This window comes from Burkholderia sp. AU17457, from assembly GCF_002223255.1.
In the GTDB taxonomy this organism is placed as follows: domain Bacteria; phylum Pseudomonadota; class Gammaproteobacteria; order Burkholderiales; family Burkholderiaceae; genus Burkholderia; species Burkholderia sola.
Genome location: NZ_NKFB01000006.1, coordinates 78,306 through 96,972 on the forward strand (window position 1 = coordinate 78,306; position 18,667 = coordinate 96,972).

The window sequence follows — 18,667 nt, forward strand, 5'->3', positions numbered from 1 at the left end:
CATCGCGCGCCGGGTCAGTCCAGCGATTCCCGCGCCGTCTCGCGCAGCATCGCGACCGCGATCAGCGACAGCACCACGCACGCGGCCACGTAGCCCGCCGGCGCGAGCTTGCTGCCGGTCGTCTTCACGAGCCAGGTCGCGATCAGCTGCGACGTGCCGCCGAAGATCGTCACCGCGAGCGCATACGCGATCGAGATGCCCGTCGCACGTACGTGGCGCGGCAGCGACTCGCACATCAGCGCCATTTCCGACGCCGAACCGAGCGAATAGAACAGCAGCATCAGCGCGGTCAGCGGCAGGATCACCGACAGCGTCGGATGATGGTTCATCAGCCAGAACGCCGGGAACAGCAGCGCGACCAGCACGCCGCGGCCGACGAAGATCGGCAGGCGGCGACTGCCGAGCCTGTCCGACAGCCAGCCGAACAGCGGGCACGTGATCAACATCACGCAGCCCGACGCGACGCCGACGAACATCGACAGCTTCATCGGCAGGCCGAGCGTATGGATCGCGTAGGTCGGCATGTAGAACGTCAGGATGTAGGTCGACACCGTGCCGCCCATCACCGTGAGCATCAGCAGCACCACCGTGCGCGTGTGCTTCGAGAACAGCTCGTGCAGCACGCCGCGCTCGATGCCGTGATGGCGGTCGCCGGGCGCGTCGTCCGCGAGCCGGCGACGCAAATACATGCCGACCGGCGCGATCAGCACGCCCACGAGGAACGGCAGCCGCCAGCCCCAGCCTTCGAGCGCGTCCTTCGTCATCGTGTTCGACAGCAGCGCCGCGAAGCCCGAGCCCATCAGCGCGGCGCCGCCCTGCGTCGCGAGCTGCCAGCTCGCGCGGAACCCGCGGCGCGACGTGCCGCCCTGCTCCAGCAGCGTCGACGTCGCCGCGCCGAATTCGCCGCCCTGCGAGAAGCCCTGCAGCAGGCGCGCGAGCACGACGAGCAACGGCGCGGCCACGCCTACCTGCGCATAGGTCGGCGCGATCGCGATCAGGCCGGTGCCGAGCGCCATCAGCATGATCGTCAGGTTCAGCGCGGCCTTGCGCCCCTTGCGGTCCGCATAGACGCCGAGCACGACGCTGCCGAGCGGCCGCGTGAAGAAGCCGGCGGCGAACGTCGCGACCGACAGCAGCAGCGACGTGGTCGGGTCGCTCGACGGGAAGAACAGCTTGCCGATCAGCACCGCGAAGAAGCCGTACACGGTGAAGTCGAAGAATTCCAGCCAGTTGCCGATCACGGCCGCCGCGATCGCGCCGCGCCGCGTGACGGCAGGCGCGGCGGGCGCGCCGGCTTCGGCCACGCCCGTCGGCGCGGGGTGCAGCGCGAGATGGTCTTTCTGCATCGCTATCCTCTTCTGTCAATGCGGCCGGAAGCGGCGGCCGCGCGCCGCCGCCGCGATCACTGCCCGAGGTAACGCTCGACGAGGCGCGTCCAGAACGCCGCGCCGATCGGCAGGTTGCGATCGTTGAAGTCGTATTTCGGGTTGTGCACCATGCAGCCGTCCTCGCCTTCGCCGTTGCCGAGCCGCACGAACGAGCCCGGCCGCTGCTGCAGCATGAACGCGAAATCCTCGCTACCCATCAGCAGGTCGGTCTGCTCGACCACGTGCGCATCGCCGACGAGTTCGCGCGCGACCTGCGCGGCGAAATCCGTTTCGGCATCCGTATTGACGACGACCGGATAGCCCTCGATGTACTCGACGTTCGCGCTCGCGCCGTAGCTCGCGGCCTGCGTTTCGGCCAGCTCGGTGATGCGGCGCTTGAGCAGCGCGCGCACTTCGGGGCTGAACGAACGCACGCTGAGTTCGAGGCGCGCGCCGTTCGGAATCACGTTGTTCGCGGTGCCCGCGTGCATCGAGCCGACCGTGACGACCGCCGGCTGCGACGGGTCGACGTTGCGCGCGACGATCGTCTGCAGCGCCATCACGATGCTCGCGGCGACGACGACCGGATCGACCGTCAGGTGCGGCCGCGCCGCGTGGCCGCCGACGCCTTCAATCGTGATGATCGCCTTGTCGCCCGCCGACATGAACGGGCCGCGCCGCGTGAGGAAGACACCGGGCGCCGCGCCCGGATGGTTGTGCATGCCGAACACCGCATCGCACGGGAAGCGCTCGAACAGGCCGTCGTCGATCATCTTCTTCGCGCCGCTGTCGACGCCGTGCTCTTCCGCCGGCTGGAAATACAGGTGGACGGTGCCCGAGAAGTTGCGCGTCTTCGCGAGATGCTGCGCGGCGCCGAGCAGCATCGTCGTGTGGCCGTCGTGGCCGCATGCGTGCATCTTGCCGTGCGTGCCGCTCGCATACGGCAGGCCGGTCGCCTCGACGATCGGCAGCGCGTCCATGTCCGCGCGAATGCCGATGCTGCGCGCGCCGTCGCCCACCCGCAGCGTACCGACCACGCCCGTCTTGCCGACCCCGCGCGTCACCTGCCAGCCCCATTGCTCGAGCTTGTCCGCGACGAGCGCGGCCGTGTCGTGCTCTTCGTACGCGAGTTCGGGGTGGTGATGGATGTGGTGGCGGATCTCGCGCAGCCCGCCGGCGGCGGGCATCAGATCCTCGACTTCGGTGAAGCGGGTATCGGTGGTCATCAAGGGGCTCCTGCGTTTGTCTGCGCGCGCCGGCGGCGTGTGCGGGAAAGCGAGCCACTATAGCCAGCCGATATCGGTTCAATAAGATGCGGAATTTTTCACCGTGATAAGTGTTTTTAATCAGGGTTAGTACCGAGATGTCGGTCGAACCTGCACCGTTTCGCCGCACACGCTCCATATCGATGGCCCACCCGATAGATGCGGCCGATCCCAGCCCGCCGGGCTGCGGTACGCGCGCGATATGGTCGATGACGAGCGGGCAACGCAGCGCCGCGAGATGACGCTCCAGCGCCGGCAGCCGCGTGCCCCGCCCCCGCTCGATATGCGATCCGAGGTTCGCGATACGCGCGGCCGCCGCCATCGCAGACGAATTCAGTTCGTACGGGCCTTCAGTTTCGCCACGAGGACGTCGCCGAATTCAGGCGCCGACATTGGCTGCTGCCCCGTGATCAGTTCGCGATCGACGACCACGTTGCTGTGCCAGTTCGCCACCGTGTCGACGTGAGCGCCGGCTTCGGCCAATGCGTTCACCGGATAGAACTGCACGTTGCCGCCGAGCCCGCTCGGACCTTCGAGCTGCTGCTCCTCGCCCGTCGAGAAGACAGTCATCCGGTAACCGGCATACGGCCAGCCAGCCGCGAGGGAATTCGCGTTGCCGTCGTTGGCGACCATCGATGCAACGAAGGCATTCGGGTCGCGCAGCGTGGACAGCAACACGATCGGCCCGTGACAGATGATCCCGGTGGGACGCCCGCTGTCGTGGAAGCTGACCAGGATCTTGCCGAGATTCCGGTCCTTGAGCAGGTCGGCCATCGGCGCATGGCCGCCGGGGATAAACAGGCCGACATAACCGCCGGTCCCCTCCGAGACGACGGAGGCCAGCGTCTTCGGATGCTTCAGTTGCGCGATACCTTGCGCGTATTTCAGTGCATCCGCGCGCGCTGCATCGTCGCCGCCGAAAAACAGCTTGTTGTTCGAGTTCGCGTCCATCACCGGCATGTCGCCGTTCGGATTGGCGATCACCGGCTCGTAGCCGGCCTCGACAAGCTTGCGGTACGGCACGACGAATTCGTTGAGGTAATAACCCGTCGAGTACTTCTTGCCGTCGCGCAGATCGAGCTCGTGAGCGCTCGACATGACAACCAGCACCTTGCCGCGCGACTGCGCCGACGCGCCCACCGGCAATGCAAACGCGGTGGCCGTTGCGAGTACGGCCGCACCGATCTTGAGAATGTTCATGATCAATACCTTCTGAAAAATTGGGTGGGCCGGTTCAAGCGCCGGTGTTCGCATCCGCCACGTAGCGCGCAGCGGGCTTGGCGTTGGCGAATTTGGGCGTGAGCGCGCGGCGGGCCGCTTCCCATTGCGTCCAACCATCGGCGTCATGGAGCGTCGGAATCGTCACGAGCTCGCCCTGATCGAGGCCCGCAAGCGCGGCATCCACCAGGTCGTCGGCCGTCATCGTGCTGGCGGCCTCCTTCTGCTTCGCATAGCCGGCCACATCCCAGAACTCGGTCGCCGTCGCTGCAGGCAGCACGGTCTGCACGCGCACGCCCTTGTCCGACAGGTCGCGCTGAAGTGCGTGACCGAAGCTCAGCACATACGACTTCGATGCGCTGTACACGCCGTTGAGCAGTTCGACCGCAATACCGACGACCGAGCTGATGTTGATGATGGTGCCCGTGCCCTTGCTGGCGAATACCGGTGCGACGGCGTAAGTCAGGCGCGTGAGCGCGGTGATGTTCAGGTTGATCATCGACTCCATCGTGTCGACGTCGCCGTTGAGAATCGACGCGACCGAGCCGATTCCCGCGTTGTTCACCAGCATCGTGATGTTGCTGTTCTCGCGCAGGATGCGTTCGATCTTCGCGAGCGCCGCCTTGTCGTTCAGATCGGCGGCGACGGTCTCGACCGAGCGGCCGGTTTCGGCCATGAGGCGGCGCGCAAGCGTGTTCAGACGGTCCTGGTTACGCGCCACGAGGATGAGGTCGTAGCCGCGCTTCGCGAGGCGGTCTGCGTAAATGGCGCCGATGCCAGCCGATGCGCCGGTGATCAGCGCGGTGCCTTGCGTGGAAGTGGTCATGATTTTTCCGTTCCGTGAATTGAGCCGACCGGGTGTCGGTTCGTGGAACGAATTCTGGCGTCGACCGAACTCATCCTCAATGTCATATATGCAATGATTCATGCCATCCGCACGCTGACCGGAAACCTTGCAGATTCGTCCTTTGAAACAGGCGCCCGGTTACCCAAAATCGGTGTTGTCGGTGGCTCCGCTCGGCGCATTGCTTCCTGAAGGCGACCGCGCGCCATGCCATCTGATGACACGCCGCCGCCGCCCGTGACGATGTCCGTTTTATGCTAGATTCAATTGATCAGGACACACACATGGCGGACGTCATGCACACCGTCGGGCTCGTTGTTTACCCCCAGTTCCAGTCGCTCGCGCTCGCAGTGGCGAGCGTGTTCGAGTACGCGAATCTGCTGCGCGGCGAAGAGGTGTACCAGTTCCGGATCGCGTCCGAGCACGGCGGCGCGGTCATGTCGTCGCAGGGCTTTTCGGTCAACACCGAACCGCTGGCCGAAGCGGGATATGACACGTTGATCGTCGCCGGCGACAACGAATGCCGGCTGCCGTCGGCGACGCTGGTGGACTTCCTGCATCGCGCGCCCTTCCACTCGCGGCGCATTGCGTCGATATGTACGGGCGCCTTCGTCCTCGCGGCCGCCGGGCTCCTCGACGGGAAACGGGCCACGACGCACTGGTATCACGCGCGGGCCTTCAAGAAGCAATATCCGAACGTGCAACTCGACGAAGATCGCATCTTCGTCGTGGACGGTCAGGTCTGGACTTCGGCCGGCATGAGCGCCGGGGTGGATCTGGCGCTGGCGATCGTCGAAAGCGACTTCGGGCTGGAAACGGCGCGCATGGTCGCGCGCAAGCTCGTGCTGTACCAACGGCGCGGCGGCGGCCAGTCGCAATTCTCGACCTTGCTGGAACTGAACGCGCGATCGGACCGCGTGCAAATGGCGCTGACCTACGCGAGCGAAAACCTGGCGAGCAATCTGTCGGTGGAGCGCCTGGCAGAGGCGGCACGTTTGAGCCCGCGCCAATTCAGCCGCGTGTTCCGGGAGGAAACGGGGCAATCCCCCGCCAAGGCGGTTGAGCGGCTGCGCGTCGAAGCCGCCCGCCTGATGATGGAAACGACGCGCCACCCGATCGAAATCATTGCGAGAGAAACCGGATTCGGCGACCGCGAGCGCATGCGCCAGGCATTTCTGCGCGCGTTTGGGCAACCCCCGCAGACCATCCAGCGAGCCTCCGGGGTGGCGCCGCTCATGAATTAGGACTTGTTGAACCAACAGGCGGACAGGTACCGCGCAGTCTTGCTGGCTCAAACCATGAGCGCTCGCTTCGTCCATCGCGCATGACGAGTGGGGCCCCGTCAACGACGTGCCGAGGCTGCCAGCCGCGCGCTGTCCAGGCGGAAAATCTACTGCTCGCCGGGAGCCCACTCCGGGCTATAGCCGCCAAGCGCCGGGTGGTACATTTCATCGCCGGAATGCTGCGTGAATTCGACATTGAGCCGATCCTCACGCAAGCCGAAAATCTCCACGCAATGCGCACAGAGTGCCTGCGCCACTTCCATGCGCTGTTCGGGCGGGCGCCCCCGTCGGATATCCAGCATCATCACCGCGACCGGGACAGGCGCTTCGCCGGCCTCGGCAATACGCCAGACAGCGCCTTGCCCCAGTTCGCGGATCGCGACGCTGATACGCCGAATATCGACCGACATCATCCGCGCATAGGTCTCGCTCATTTTGGCGGCGAGCGCTTGCTTGGTTTCCACCGAATAGTGGTCGTTCACGTCCAGTTGCAGATAGGGCATGGTATTCAGGATTCCGGGTGATTGATCGAACGCGTGCGGCATCGGCCTGTTCAGATGCCGCCAGCCGATTCTGGCATCCGGCTCGCCGCCCTCACAATGTCGAATAAGCAATGATTCTGGACACCGGTTCAAAAACGACACCTGTTCGCGGAGGAGTCGCGCGACATCCTCCCCGCGCTATGCAAATCCGTACAACTTCGCAGGGTTGCTGACGAATATCCGCTGCTGCCAGTCCGGACGCCCGATCCACCCGGCGATCACGTCCAGCATGCTTGCGTCGTCCGGCTTGTCCGTCTTCTGCGTCGGGTGCGGCCAGTCGGTGCCCCACAGCATGCGTTCCGGTGCCATGTCGATCAGCGCCTTCGCGACCGGCGCGACGTCGTCGTAGGCAGGCGCGCCCGTCTTGCTGTCGACGTACGGCCCCGACAACGTGATCCACGTATGGCCCTTTTCGACGAGGCGTTGCGCGGTGCGAAACGCGGCCGACGACAGCCCGCCGGGCTGCGGCACATGCGCGATATGGTCGATGACGAGCGGACAAGGCAGCACCGCAAGATGACGCTCGAGCTCCGGCAGCCGCGCGCCTTGCACCACCAGTTCGATATGCCAGCCGAGGTCCGCGATACGCGCGGCGAGCGGCGCCAGCATGTCGAGCGTCGTCGCGCCCGGATAGCTCAGGTTGAACCGGATCGCACGGATACCGCCGCGATCGAGCGCCCGAAGTTCGTCGTCGCTCACGGTGCCGTCGACGACGGCCACGCCGCGCGCGTCGTCGCCGAACTGCGCGAGCGCCGCCAGCGTGCAGCGGTTGTCCGTCCCGTACGTCGACGGCGTCACGACCACGTTGCGCTTCACACCGATACGCGTCTGCACGCGCCGATATTGCGCGACGGTCGCATTCGGCGGGCGCAGCGTCGTGCCCGGCGCGACCGGAAACCGGTCGTCGTAGATGTGCATGTGACAGTCGATCGCCCCTTCGGGCAATCGGAACGCCGGCCGCTCGGTGCCGCTCGACCACGTTTCGTCGGCAGCGGCCAGCCTCGGCAATGCAGCCGAAGCCAGTGTCGCGCCGGCGATCCTGAGGAATTCGCGTCTCGCGATGCGCGCCATGATCAGATGGTCCCCGTCTTGCCGACCAGCTTGCCGGCCGAATGATTGCGCGTGAGCAGCAGCAGCGTCGCGACGCTCACGAGCGTGAGGATCGCGAGCGGCATCAACGCCAGCGCGTAGCTGCCCGTCGCCGCCTTCACCCACCCGTACACGTTCACCATCAGCCCGCCGCCGAGCAGGTTCGCGATCGCATTGACCGTCGCGAGCCCGGCCGCCACGGTGCTGTTGGACAGCATGTCGGTCGCGAGCGCCCAGAACGGACCCTTGAACGAATACGCGCCGACCAGCACTGCGCAGAGCATGCAGACCGTCGGCAGCAGCGATCCGCTCAGCGACGTCGCGAACAGGCCCACGCCGATCAGCAGCATCGGCACGACGGTGTGCCAGCGCCGTTCGCCGACACGGTCCGAGCGCCGGCCCCAGTACACCATCAGGACGGAAGCCACTGCGTACGGCACCGAATTCAGCAGGCCGGTCTCCATGACGGTCAGGCCGAACGACTTGAGCAGTTGCGGCTGCCACACGGACAGCGTGCTGCCTGCCGCGGAAGCACACGTGTCGACGAGCGCGAGGCACAGCACGTAGCGGTTGCGGAACAGTTGCGTGAGCGGCAGCGACGGCACCTTCTTGCGCGCCTTGTGGCCGGCAGCCAGCGCGCTCGAGAGCCATGCGCGCTCGTCGTCGTCGAGCCACCTCGCGTCGTCCGGCTTGTTCGTCAGCACGAACAGGCACGCGATGCCGAGCAGCACGGTCGGAATGCCTTCGAGGATGAACAGCCAGTGCCATCCGCGCAGGCCCCAGAGGCCGTCCATCTGCAACAGCAGCGCGGAGATCGGCGAGCCGATGAAGCTCGCGGCCGGAATCGCGACCATGAACGTCGCGACGATCCGCGCACGATACTGCGTAGGAATCCAGTACGACAGATAAAGCAGCACGCCCGGGAAGAAGCCGGCCTCGGCCGCACCCAGCAGGAAACGCAGCACGTAGAACGTCGTCGCGTTGTGCACGAGCGCGGTCGCCGCCGACACGATGCCCCACGTGATCATGATTCGCGCGATCCAGATTCGCGCGCCGTATTTCTGCAGCGCGAGATTGCTCGGCACTTCGCAAAAGAAGTACGAAATGAAGAACAGGCTGCTGCCGAAACCGAAGACCTGCGCCGACATCCCGAGGTCATGGTTCATCTGCAGCGACGCCATCCCCACGTTGCCCCGATCAATGAAGGCAAGCAGGTAGCAGATCATCAAAAAGGGAATGAGTCGCCAGACGACCTTTCGTATGGTCCGGCGCTCGATCGCGGACGCGTCCATGAAACCGGTTTGCATGTTGTCTCCGTTTATTGTGCGCCTACGCGCGTAATGGTGAACCGTTGCCACGCGATGACCGCCACGACGCCGCACGCGAGCACGACGGCCATGGCGGCGAAGGTGTGTCGCACGCCGAGCGCCTCGGATGCGCTGCCCACGAGCAGATAACCGAACGGCATCGTGCCGTTGTAGGCCATGCCGTACATCCCGACGAGGCCGCCGCGCACGTGTTCCGGACACTGCCGCTGAATCGTCGCGTTCGTCGACGTGGCCGCGAACGTGAGGCTGAAGCCGAGCGCATAGAACGCCGGAATCGATCCCGCCGCATCGGTCGTCGCGGCCAGCACGGCCAGCGCGCCGACCGCCGTCCACGGCGCATACGCGATGAACCGGCGCGACGCGCGCGGCCCGAACGCCGACGACAGCAACACCGCCGCGCTCAACGAACCGGCGCCGGCGCACGCGAAGAACACGCCGGTAAAGCGGGCCGCATCGTGAAAGCCCTGGTCCGCGAGCAGCGGCACGAGCGTCTGGTAGCTGCCGGCGAACAGGCCGATGCACGCGAGAATCGGCAGATAGCGGGCCGAGAACGCATCGGACAGCACATAGCCGACCGCGTCGCGCAGGCCGCTTTCCGCGCGCGACGGGCGGTCCATCGACGCAATCCGGATCGAGCGCACGCATGCCGCCATGAAGCACAGCGCGAGCGCATAAATCGCAAAAGATGTCCGGGGGCCGAGCGTCGGATAAACGAATCCCGCGATGGTCGGGCCGACCATGCGCCCGACGTTGTAGACCATCGTGTTCATCGCGACCGCATTGGAGGTGTGCGTCGCATCCTGCAGGCTCGTCAGCAGCAGCACCTGCCGCGCCGGCGTTTCCACCGCGCTCGACACGCCGATCGCCAGCGCATGCGCGAGGATCAGCTTCACGCCGAGCAGCCCGAGCAGCGACAACGTGAAGAGGCTGCCCGTCAGCAGCAGCGACGCGGTCAGCACGCATAGCGTCACGCGGCGCGCGTTGGCCGAGCCGATGCGGGAGCCCGCCACCGGCGCGACGATCAACTGCGGCCCGTACAGCAGGAAATTGAGCAGCGCGAGGATCGCCGCCGAGCCGGACAGGTGATAGATCAGCAGATTGAGCGTGACGTTCTGCGTCCAGCTGCCAAGCACCGACGCGACCTGCCCGCTCAGATAGCGCCGCAGCGATGCCTCGGTCAGCGCGGGAAACAGCCGGCTCACCCACCCCGCTTGCGTGGCGACGTTCATGACAACGTCTTCCCGCGCGTTTCGGGCGCGAACAGCACGACCGCGGCCGCGGCGAGGAACGCGACGATCGTCGTCGCGAGTCCGAGCACGAAGCCGCCCGACGTCGACGCCAGCGCACCGATGATCAACGGCGCGATGAAGCCGCCAAGCCGGCCGCCGTTGTATGCGAGGCCCATGAAGAAGCCGCGCGATGCCGTGTTGCCGATGATCTCCGCGAGGAACGGGCCGGCGCCCGCGAAGATGCCGTTCACGCTGAAGCCGGTCAGAAAGATGGCGGTCATCAGCAGCAACGGATTCGCCGACACGATGTACACGCCGACGGCCAGCGCACCGACCAGCAGGTAGGCCAGGAACATCGGACGCCGGCCGATGCGGTCGACCCATGCCGAGAACAGCAGGAATCCGGCGATCGCGCCGAACTGCAGCGCCAGCACGAATTTCAGGCTATGCACGAAATCGAGGTGCTTCACCGTGATGAGGAACGTCGGCGTCCACGTGAATACGCCCCAGTACAGGTATTGCAAAAAGAAGATGAAGCAGAAAGCGGTAAGCAGGCCGCGCACGTTCAGCTTCTCGTGACTCGCGGTGTCGAGCTTGCGGGCCTGCGACTTCGCGTGCCGGCGTTCGAGCCAGATCGGCGATTCCGGCGTCTTGCGCGCGACCCAGAACAGGATGAAGAACGGCGATGCACCGATCAGGAACAGCAGACGCCAGCTGTCGCCGCCCAGTCCGCCATGCACCGCGCCGACGATGCCCGAGATCACGATCGCGAGGATCGCGCCGATCGGCAAGCCCATCTGCATCAGCGCGCCGCCTTTGCCGCGCCGGCTCGGGTGCCAGGTCTCCGCGATGAGCGCGGCGCCGGCGGTCCAGGTTCCGCCCATGCCGAGCGCGCCGAAAAAGCGCAGCGCGGCAAACGAGTGCGCGTCGGGCGCAAACGCGATCAGGCCGGAGAACAGCGAGTAGATGCCGACGCAGAGCAGCGCGGTACGCACGCGCCCGATCCGGTCCGACACGAAGCCGAACAGAATGCCGCCGATGATCTGTCCGGCCGCCGTGACGCTCGTGAACATGCCGAGCTGCGCCTTGCTCAGCCCGAACTGCAGCGCGAGCGTCGGCAGCAGCAGCGACAGCAGGAACGAGTCGTAGCTCTCGAACGTCCAGCCGAGCCCCGCGAGCGACAGCGAACGCCACTCGATACCGGTCACGTGCGTGAACCCTTTTTCAGCGGCTGCGGACTCCACGTCCTGCGTCGCCACGGTTGCACTCGTCTTCATGGGTTGTCTCCGGGATTCGCGATGCGATACGTCGAGGCGGCCGTCCGGCGGAACAGCGCGGCCTTTTCGTCGGCCGACATCGACGATGCGAGTCGTTTGAAGGCGTTCCACAGCACGCGATAGCCGAACATCCCCTTGTCGACGGGGAAGTTGCTTTCGAACATGCAGCGATCAACGCCAAAGCATTCGACGCAGGTATCGAAATACGGCTGCCACGCCGCCGCCAACGCCTGCGACGACGGCGGCAGGTCGCGCGCGGCGAAGTCGAAGCCGAATACGGTCATGCCCGCGCCGCCGAGCTTCATGCGCGTGTTCGGCAGCGCGGCGAGACGCGCAAGTTGTCGTTTCCATTGCGCATGCACTTCCGCACGCCGGCCGGCATGCGGACCCACGCCGACCGGACCGCCGAAATGGTCGATGACGATGGTGACGCCCTCGCATGCGCGCGCGAGTTCGTACAGGTCGTCGAGTTGCGTGTGATAGACCGAAGCGTCGAGCGACAGCCCGTAGCGAGCGAGCGTCGTCACACCCTGCCGGAAAGCCGGATCCGACATCCGGTCGCGCGGCGGCGTCACCGGGCTCGATCGCACGTCGGGGCTCGCATGCCACGCGAGCGGATTGCGGATCCCGCGCAATCGCCCGCCGGACACCTGGAGCATCGTGTCGAGCACCGCATCGAGTTCGGCGCCGACCGACAGATCGGCGCCGCCGACGATGGCCGCGCAGCACCGCACGGGGCCGTATGCGCCGCTTTCGAACATCGCGGCGATGCCATTCGCGAATTCCACTTCGCCCACCGGCTTGAACGCGTCCGGCCCGCTTGCACGCAACATCGAGCGACACTGCACGTAGACCGTCGACACGACCCGATGTCCGCTGCGCACGTCCGCGCCGAACTCGTCCGCGAGATAGCGGCCGGTCTGGCGGTCCCACAGGTGATGATGGGCGTCGACGATGGCAAGCGCGGGTTCGAGCACCGGCTCGTCGCGCAAGGCGAGCCACTCGGGCCTGACGGGCAGATGGGGCGCGTGAACGGTCTGCATCGCACTCACCGTCAGAACTTCTGGCGCATGCCGATCACCACGCCCGTCTGGTTGTGATCGGGTGCGACCGTGCCATAGCCGTTCACGCCGAGCGCGGAGCCGCCCTTGTTGCGCGCGAAACCCGCCGTCGCGTAGATATCGGTACGCTTCGACAGCAGATAGTCCGCACAGAGCACGGCCAGCCACGGATCGGCACTCGTCGAATGCACGTCCTGGTAATAGGCCGTGGCCGTGACCACGAACGCCGGCGACACCGCGTACTGCGCGCCGGCCCAGTACAAGTTCGCCGCACTGGCTTCGGCGCCATTCGCGACATGGATCGGGTTCGCCGGCAGGAACGCGTTCGACGCATGGAGATAGCGATAACCGGCGAAGCCCTTCACCGGTCCGATCGCATACGACGCGGCGGCCGTCGCGCGACGCTCGGTGCCCGTGTTGGTCGCGACGGTGTTGCTGTTGCGCTGCTCGTACGACACGCTCGCGGCGAGCGGTCCTTGCGCGAAAGTCAGCGCCCCGCTGAAGAAGCGGCCGGTGAGTTGCGCGCCCGGCACTTCGGCGCCGTACCCGGTGTCGTAGCGGGTGCTATACATGGCCTGCGCCGTCAGCGGACCGAACACGCCGGTGTACTTCGCCGAATTGTCGATACGCGCGGCAGCCGCATAGTCGACCGACAGCACCGAGTATCGCGACGACGCGCCCATCGGGTCGAAGGCCACGGCCTGTTCGTAGAAGAGCGAATTCTGGCGGCCAAACGTCAGTTGCTGGCCCCGGTACGCCAGCCCGACCCACGCCTGCCGGCCGAAAATCCGCGACGTCGTGGCGGCATTCGAGCCGAGGCCTTTCGTCGACTGCGCGGTCGTGCCGTCGTTGATGTTGAAGCCGTCTTCCAGCTGGAACATGGCCTTCATGCCGCCGCCGAGATCCTCGACGCCCTTCAGCCCCCAGCGCGAACCGGACAGATTGCCCGACGCTTCGCGCGTCTGCGCGCCGCCGGTACTCGTGTTGTTGATGTGCTCGATACCGACGTCGGCAATGCCGTACAGCGTGACGCTGCCTTGCGCATGCACGGCGCCGCACCACAAGGCCGCGCTCGCGACGGTGACGGCCCCGAGCGCAAGGCGGGGTTTCGGGCGGGTATGCAGGGTGGCCTGATTCGACAACATGGAGTCTCCAAACTGATTTTTGTGGGTGGGTTTTCTGGCGAGAGAAAGTTCACGGCTCGCGGGCGGCAGGCGCTTCGCCGGCGCCCGAGCCCGGATCGCCGAGCCACACGATGGTCAACGCGCCGAGCAACAGCACACCCGACACGGCGATGAGCGGCGCGGTGAAGCCGCCGGAGAATTGCCGGAGCGCGCCGATCAGCGACGGCCCGACGAAGCCGCCGAGATTGCCGACCGACACGATCAGCGCGAGCCCGCCCGCGGCGGCCCGGCCGGTGAGGAATCCCGACGGGATGGCCCAGTAAGTCGCCTGGAACGCGAGGATCCCGCTCACCGTGACGCACAGTGCGATCAGCTTGAAAACCGGCGCATGAATGAAGGCGCTCGCACACAACGCCGCCGCGGCGAGTGCCAGTGCACCGGCGACATACGGGATGCGGTTGGCCGCGCGATTGGCGAGACGCGCCCACCAGAGCATCGCACCGGCGCCGAGCGCATACGGAATGGCCGTCAGCCAGCCGACCACCGCGTGTTCGACGCCGAACTGCTTGATGATCTGCGGCATCCACAAGCCGACGCCGAGCGAGCCGACGATCCCGCAGAAGTTGACGAACGCGAGCACGAACACGCGCCAGTTCGTCATCGCGTCGCGCAGTTTGCTGCCGTGCCTGGCGCCGATGTCGCGCTGCTCGAACGCGAGGCGCTTCGCGAGCGACGCCTTCTCTTCGTCACTGAGCCACGCGGCTTTCTCGGGACGGTCGGCCAGCACGAACAGGCACGCGATGCCGAGCATGACGGCCGGTACGCCTTCGATCAGCAGCAGCCACTGCCAGCTGCGCAGCCCGTGCAGGCCGCCGAGTTCGAGCAGCGCACCGGAAATCGGCGAGCCGATCATGTTCGCGACGGGGATGCCGACGAGGAAGGCGGCCGTCACCTTCGCGCGCCACTTGCCGGGAAACCAGTGCGTGAAATACAGGTAGATGCCGGGCGTGAACCCTGCCTCGGCGAGCCCGAGCAGAAAGCGCGCGGCCGCAAAGCTCTTCGGGCCGACGACGAACGCCGTCGCCATCGAGAACACGCCCCACGTGATCATGATTCTCGCGATCCACACGCGCGCCCCGACCTTCTGCATGATCAGGTTGCTCGGAATCTCGAACAGGAAATAGCCGATGAAGAACAGGCCGGCGCCGAAGCCGAACTGCTCGGCCGTGAGACCGAGATCCATGTTCATCGTGAGCGCGGCAAAACCGACGTTGGTCCTGTCGAGATAGCTGATCACGTAGCAGACGAAGATGAACGGCAGAATGCGCCGGAACGCCTTCGCGAGCGTGCGCTCGCTGGCCGCGTAATCGTCGGCGGCCAGGCGCTCCGCCGATGACGCGTCGGCGCGCGGTACGTCGTCGCCGGCATGCAGCGCGTGCGAAATGGTCATGCTTGTCTCCTTCGTCGCGCGGCTGGCGGCGCGATCTTTCGGCATACGGGCGGGAGGCCGACGTGCGGCTTCCCGGCTCGGCTCGTGGGTCTCAGTCCTGCTTCGCCGCCTGCTTCGGCAGCGGGCCGGCAATGCGCATGTCCGCTTTCAGCACGGAACCGGATGTCGATTCGGTGATGAAGAGCGTCTTCATGTCCGGGCCGCCGAAGCACACGCTCGTGAGCGACGCCCCCTTCGGCCCGGTCAGGATCTCGACGGGCTCCGCGCAGTGGTTGAGCACCCATACGCGGCCGAGCCCCGGATTCGCGACGAACAGGCGGCCTTCGAGATCGACGGTGAGGCCGTCGGGACCGCTCGGTCCGTAGGACGTGAAGAACGGGCTGACCTTGGTGACCGATCCGTCGGTCTGCAGCGGCATGCGCCACACGGCATTGCCGCGCGTCATCGCGACGAACAGCACCTTCTCGTCGCGCGACAGCACGAGCCCGTTCGGGCTCGGGCAGGTGCCGAGCAGCATGTCGAGCTTGCCGTCGGGCGACAGCCGATACACACGGCCCGTCGGATCGTGCAGCCCGGTCTGCCCTTGATCGGTGAAGTAGATATTGCCGGCCGAGTCGAACGTCAGATCGTTCACGCCCTTGAAGCGCTCGGTGTTGCGGCGCTCGAGATAAGGGCGAACTTCACCGCGCTCGATATCGAGCAGCATCAGGCCGTTCCGGTAGTCGGTGATGATCAGGTGCGATGCGTCGAAACGCTTCATCCCGTTGGGCTCGCCGTCGTATTCGACGACGAGATCCCAGTCGCCCGACGGCGAAATGCGGAAGATGCGCCCGTGCGGAATGTCGGTGACGAACAGATAGCCGTCCGGATTCCACACCGGCCCCTCGAGAAAGGAATCCGTGACCATGCCGCCGCGATTCGCGCGCGCCCATTCCGTGCGGACGTCCGGCTTGCGAAACTTCTCCGGCATGCGCGTGAACACGTCGGCTTCGCGCACGTCGGGACTCGTCAGATAAAACATGCGTACCTCGATGTTCGGGGTTCAAGCCGCGCTGTGCGCGCGTTCGTCCAGCACCGCGAGAACGTTGGCGGCCGCACCCTTGCCCATGTTCACGTACGCGGCATCGCTCACGCCGCCGATATGCGGAGACAGAATCACGTTGGGAATCTGCTGGAACGGGTGCGGCGCCGTCATCGGCTCGGCGTCGAAGCTGTCGAGGCCGGCTGCGCTCAACCGGCCGCTTGCCAGTGCCTCGACAAGCGCGGCTTCGTCGATCAGGCCGCCGCGTGCGGTATTGACGAGCATCGCGCCGCGCTTGAAACGCGCGAGCGCGTCTCGGTCGAGCATCCGGCGGTTGTCGGCCGTCAACGGACAATGCAGCGACACGACGTCCGACTCCGCGTACAGCGTGTCGAGCGGTACCAGCGTCACACCGGCCGGCGCTTCCTTCGCGAACGGATCGAACGCGAGCACCTTCATGCCGAACGCCGCGCCGATCGCGGCCACGCGCCGGCCGATCGCGCCGAGTCCGACGAGGCCGAGCGTGCGCCCGTCGAGTTCGACGGACTTGTGCGTCGACTTGTCCCAATGGCCTTCGCGCATGCGCCTATCGAGCTGCGGAACCGACTTCGCACACGCGAGCAGCAGCGCCCATGTGTGCTCGGCGACGGCGGCCGCATTCGCGCCGACCGCGGCGCGCACCGCGATGCCGCGCGCGGCGGCGGCGGCCTGATCGATCACGTCGATCCCGCTGCCGTGCTTCGAAATCACCTGCAGATTTTCGGCCGCATCCATGATGCGGGCGTTGACCTTGCCGTACCGGACGATGATCGCGATCGGCTTGTGCCGGGTGCAGAGCGCCACGATGTCGTCTTCGGTCGGTTGCTTGCCGGCGAACACGACGTCGAACTGCGCAAGCATCTCGAGCGCCTGCGGCGCCAGGTCGGCGGCGGTCACGAGGACCACGGGCTTGTGCGAAGCGGCCTGCATCACAGTGCCTCGCCTTCTGCCAGCATGCCGGCTGCGCGCAACTCCTTCTCGATCCAGCCCGGGCGAAGGTCGCCCTTGTGGATCGCCGCGATACGCGCGGTTTCGAAGTCGAGCTTTTTCTGCGCGAGATCGACGATGCGCGCGACGTCGGCGCGCGCAATGACGACGACGCCGTCGGCGTCGCCGACCACCAGATCGCCCGGATTCACCGTCGTGCCGCCCAGCGAGATCGGCGCATTCACGCGCCCCGCGACGCTCTTGGTCGGGCCGCACGGATTGAGGCCGGCCGCGAAGATCGGATAGTCGCCGTTGGCCAGTTCGTGCGCGTCGCGCACCGCGCCGTCGATGACGATACCGGCGATGCCGGTCGCCTTCGCCTGCGCCGCCATGATTTCACCGAGCAACGCGCACGAGATGTCGCCCTTGCCGTCGACCACGACGACGTCGCCCGGCTTCGCGACGGCGAGCGCCGCATGGATCGCAAGGTTGTCGCCCGGACGGACTTCGACCGTGACCGCGGGGCCGGCGACCTTCATCTTCGGCGACAACGGCCGCACGCGGCCATGCACCGTGCCACGGCGGCCCGCGACGTCGGCCAGGATCGCGGCCTGGTAGCGCGCGGCCGCCTGAACGAGTTCGGGCGACACGCGTTCGATGTCGCGATTGATCGGAGAAGTACTGACGGATGGCTTGCTCATGTTTCGACCTCGGGTTATGCGTTGTACTCTGTACAACACTGGTGTACGCAGTGAAACCACTATAGCCAGAGGACGCGCGTGAAGGCACTGGCGTTTACCCTTTTACGTGGTAAACCATCGTTTTACTCTGTACAATTCCGAATGAATGTCGACGGGAGAGAAGGAATGGGAAACGACGGGGTCGTTGCCGTGGAAAAGGCGCTTTCGCTGCTGGACTGCTTCAAGCCCGGCGCCGAATCGCAGTCGCTCGCGATGCTGTCGCAGGCATCCGGCATGCACAAGACGACGGTCTATCGGCTGATGAATTCGCTGGAGCGAATGGGGTATGTCGTGCGCGCGCAATCCGGCAACTATTCGCTCGGACATCGCGTGCTGTACCTCGGCAAGCTGTACGAGCAGTCCTTCCATCTGTCCACGGTGGTGGAACCGGCGCTGCATGCGCTGGCCGCGTTGACGAAGGAAAGCGCATCGTACTACGTGCACGACCACGGGCAGCGGCTCTGCCTGTTTCGCGTCGAGCCGTCCGAAGGTCTACGTGAAACCCGGCTCGCCGGGACGATGCTGCCGCTCGACGACACGGCCATCAGTCACGTGATCCGCTTCTGGGGGCTCGGCGAGCCGATCTACGACAAGCCGCCTGCACTGCCCCTCTTCACCGCGGGTGCGCGCGACGTGCACACGGCGGCGTTCGCGGTGCCGGTCTTCGGCGCCGGCGACAAGTTCATGGCGGCGCTGACGCTTTCCGGTCCTGCGTCTCGCCTCAGCGTCGCGCACGAGTCGGGCGAGCTGGATCGACCGCAACTGGATGCGGCCGCCGATCTATCGCGGAAGCTGGGCGCGAGTGTCGCGCTCTGCGAGAACGTCTACGGCACCTGATCGCCGCTTCGGCAAAGGCCGGGTTC

General features: G+C 66.1%; 18 protein-coding genes and 1 pseudogene. 3 read left to right on the forward strand and 16 right to left on the reverse strand.

The genetic code is table 11. From position 1 onward, the window contains the following. Positions 1-14: 14 nt before the first annotated feature. From CFB49_RS27195 to CFB49_RS27210, 5 genes and pseudogenes are all read right to left on the reverse strand, one after another. Positions 15-1,346 (reverse strand): MFS transporter, encoded by a 1,332-nt coding sequence (locus CFB49_RS27195; RefSeq protein WP_089492886.1) that lies wholly within the window; start codon positions 1,344-1,346, stop codon positions 15-17. A gap of 56 nt (positions 1,347-1,402) precedes the next feature. After that, entirely contained in the window at positions 1,403-2,593 is a 1,191-nt protein-coding gene (locus CFB49_RS27200) for a M20 aminoacylase family protein (protein ID WP_059487458.1), read from the reverse strand. 199 nt (positions 2,594-2,792) lie between these two features. Next, a pseudogene (locus tag CFB49_RS36915) lies at positions 2,793-2,945 on the reverse strand (amidohydrolase family protein); the annotation flags it as partial. Positions 2,946-2,965: 20 nt separating this feature from the next. Then, a complete protein-coding gene (locus CFB49_RS27205) occupies positions 2,966-3,979 on the reverse strand; it encodes a type 1 glutamine amidotransferase domain-containing protein (RefSeq protein ID WP_249190614.1) in 1,014 nt (337 codons plus the stop codon). Then, entirely contained in the window at positions 3,867-4,676 is an 810-nt protein-coding gene (locus CFB49_RS27210) for an SDR family NAD(P)-dependent oxidoreductase (RefSeq protein WP_089492887.1), read from the reverse strand. The genes CFB49_RS27205 and CFB49_RS27210 overlap by 113 nt, the downstream gene beginning before the upstream one ends. Before the next feature lie 42 nt (positions 4,677-4,718). On the opposite strand from CFB49_RS27210, the gene CFB49_RS36485 reads away from it, so the two are divergent. After that, positions 4,719-4,886, forward strand: coding sequence for a hypothetical protein (locus tag CFB49_RS36485; RefSeq protein WP_176730273.1), 168 nt, complete (start codon positions 4,719-4,721; stop codon positions 4,884-4,886). A gap of 104 nt (positions 4,887-4,990) precedes the next feature. Continuing rightward, complete coding sequence (locus CFB49_RS27215) at positions 4,991-5,938, forward strand: GlxA family transcriptional regulator (RefSeq protein WP_089493130.1); 948 nt, start codon at positions 4,991-4,993, stop codon at positions 5,936-5,938. Between the two features lie 146 nt (positions 5,939-6,084). Here the strand turns inward: CFB49_RS27215 and CFB49_RS27220 are convergent, their stop codons facing one another. From CFB49_RS27220 to CFB49_RS27270, 11 genes are all read right to left on the reverse strand, one after another. After that, positions 6,085-6,480: a tautomerase family protein gene (locus CFB49_RS27220; protein WP_089493131.1), complete on the reverse strand. Its 396-nt coding sequence runs from the start codon at positions 6,478-6,480 to the stop codon at positions 6,085-6,087. A gap of 177 nt (positions 6,481-6,657) precedes the next feature. Beyond that, on the reverse strand, positions 6,658-7,590 hold the full coding sequence (locus CFB49_RS27225; RefSeq protein ID WP_089492888.1) for an amidohydrolase family protein: 933 nt from the start codon (positions 7,588-7,590) through the stop codon (positions 6,658-6,660). Between the two features lie 2 nt (positions 7,591-7,592). Continuing rightward, positions 7,593-8,915, reverse strand: a complete 1,323-nt coding sequence (locus CFB49_RS27230) for an MFS transporter (RefSeq protein ID WP_069621548.1) — start codon at positions 8,913-8,915, stop codon at positions 7,593-7,595. 11 nt (positions 8,916-8,926) lie between these two features. Then, the gene (locus tag CFB49_RS27235) at positions 8,927-10,165 is read right to left on the reverse strand and encodes an MFS transporter (RefSeq protein ID WP_089492889.1); all 1,239 of its coding nucleotides are present in this window, start codon (positions 10,163-10,165) and stop codon (positions 8,927-8,929) included. Then, complete coding sequence (locus CFB49_RS27240) at positions 10,162-11,442, reverse strand: MFS transporter (protein WP_089492890.1); 1,281 nt, start codon at positions 11,440-11,442, stop codon at positions 10,162-10,164. Before CFB49_RS27240 ends, CFB49_RS27235 begins: the two co-directional genes overlap by 4 nt. Next, positions 11,439-12,485, reverse strand: coding sequence for an amidohydrolase family protein (locus CFB49_RS27245; protein ID WP_089492891.1), 1,047 nt, complete (start codon positions 12,483-12,485; stop codon positions 11,439-11,441). The genes CFB49_RS27240 and CFB49_RS27245 overlap by 4 nt, the downstream gene beginning before the upstream one ends. Positions 12,486-12,496: 11 nt before the next feature. Continuing rightward, positions 12,497-13,648 carry a porin gene (locus tag CFB49_RS27250; protein WP_089492892.1) on the reverse strand — a complete coding sequence of 384 codons (1,152 nt, stop codon included), beginning with the start codon at positions 13,646-13,648 and terminating at the stop codon, positions 12,497-12,499. Between the two features lie 49 nt (positions 13,649-13,697). Next, entirely contained in the window at positions 13,698-15,077 is a 1,380-nt protein-coding gene (locus tag CFB49_RS27255) for an MFS transporter (RefSeq protein ID WP_089493132.1), read from the reverse strand. A gap of 91 nt (positions 15,078-15,168) precedes the next feature. Further along, positions 15,169-16,098, reverse strand: a complete 930-nt coding sequence (locus CFB49_RS27260; RefSeq protein WP_089492893.1) for an SMP-30/gluconolactonase/LRE family protein — start codon at positions 16,096-16,098, stop codon at positions 15,169-15,171. A gap of 21 nt (positions 16,099-16,119) precedes the next feature. After that, positions 16,120-17,067 carry a hydroxyacid dehydrogenase gene (locus tag CFB49_RS27265; protein WP_089493133.1) on the reverse strand — a complete coding sequence of 316 codons (948 nt, stop codon included), beginning with the start codon at positions 17,065-17,067 and terminating at the stop codon, positions 16,120-16,122. After that, complete coding sequence (locus tag CFB49_RS27270; protein ID WP_062885014.1) at positions 17,067-17,765, reverse strand: methyltransferase; 699 nt, start codon at positions 17,763-17,765, stop codon at positions 17,067-17,069. Before CFB49_RS27270 ends, CFB49_RS27265 begins: the two co-directional genes overlap by 1 nt. Positions 17,766-17,930: 165 nt before the next feature. Here CFB49_RS27270 and CFB49_RS27275 point away from each other — a divergent pair, with 165 nt between their 5' ends. Continuing rightward, the gene (locus CFB49_RS27275) at positions 17,931-18,641 is read left to right on the forward strand and encodes an IclR family transcriptional regulator (RefSeq protein WP_058902368.1); all 711 of its coding nucleotides are present in this window, start codon (positions 17,931-17,933) and stop codon (positions 18,639-18,641) included. The last annotated feature ends 26 nt before the right edge of the window (positions 18,642-18,667 follow it).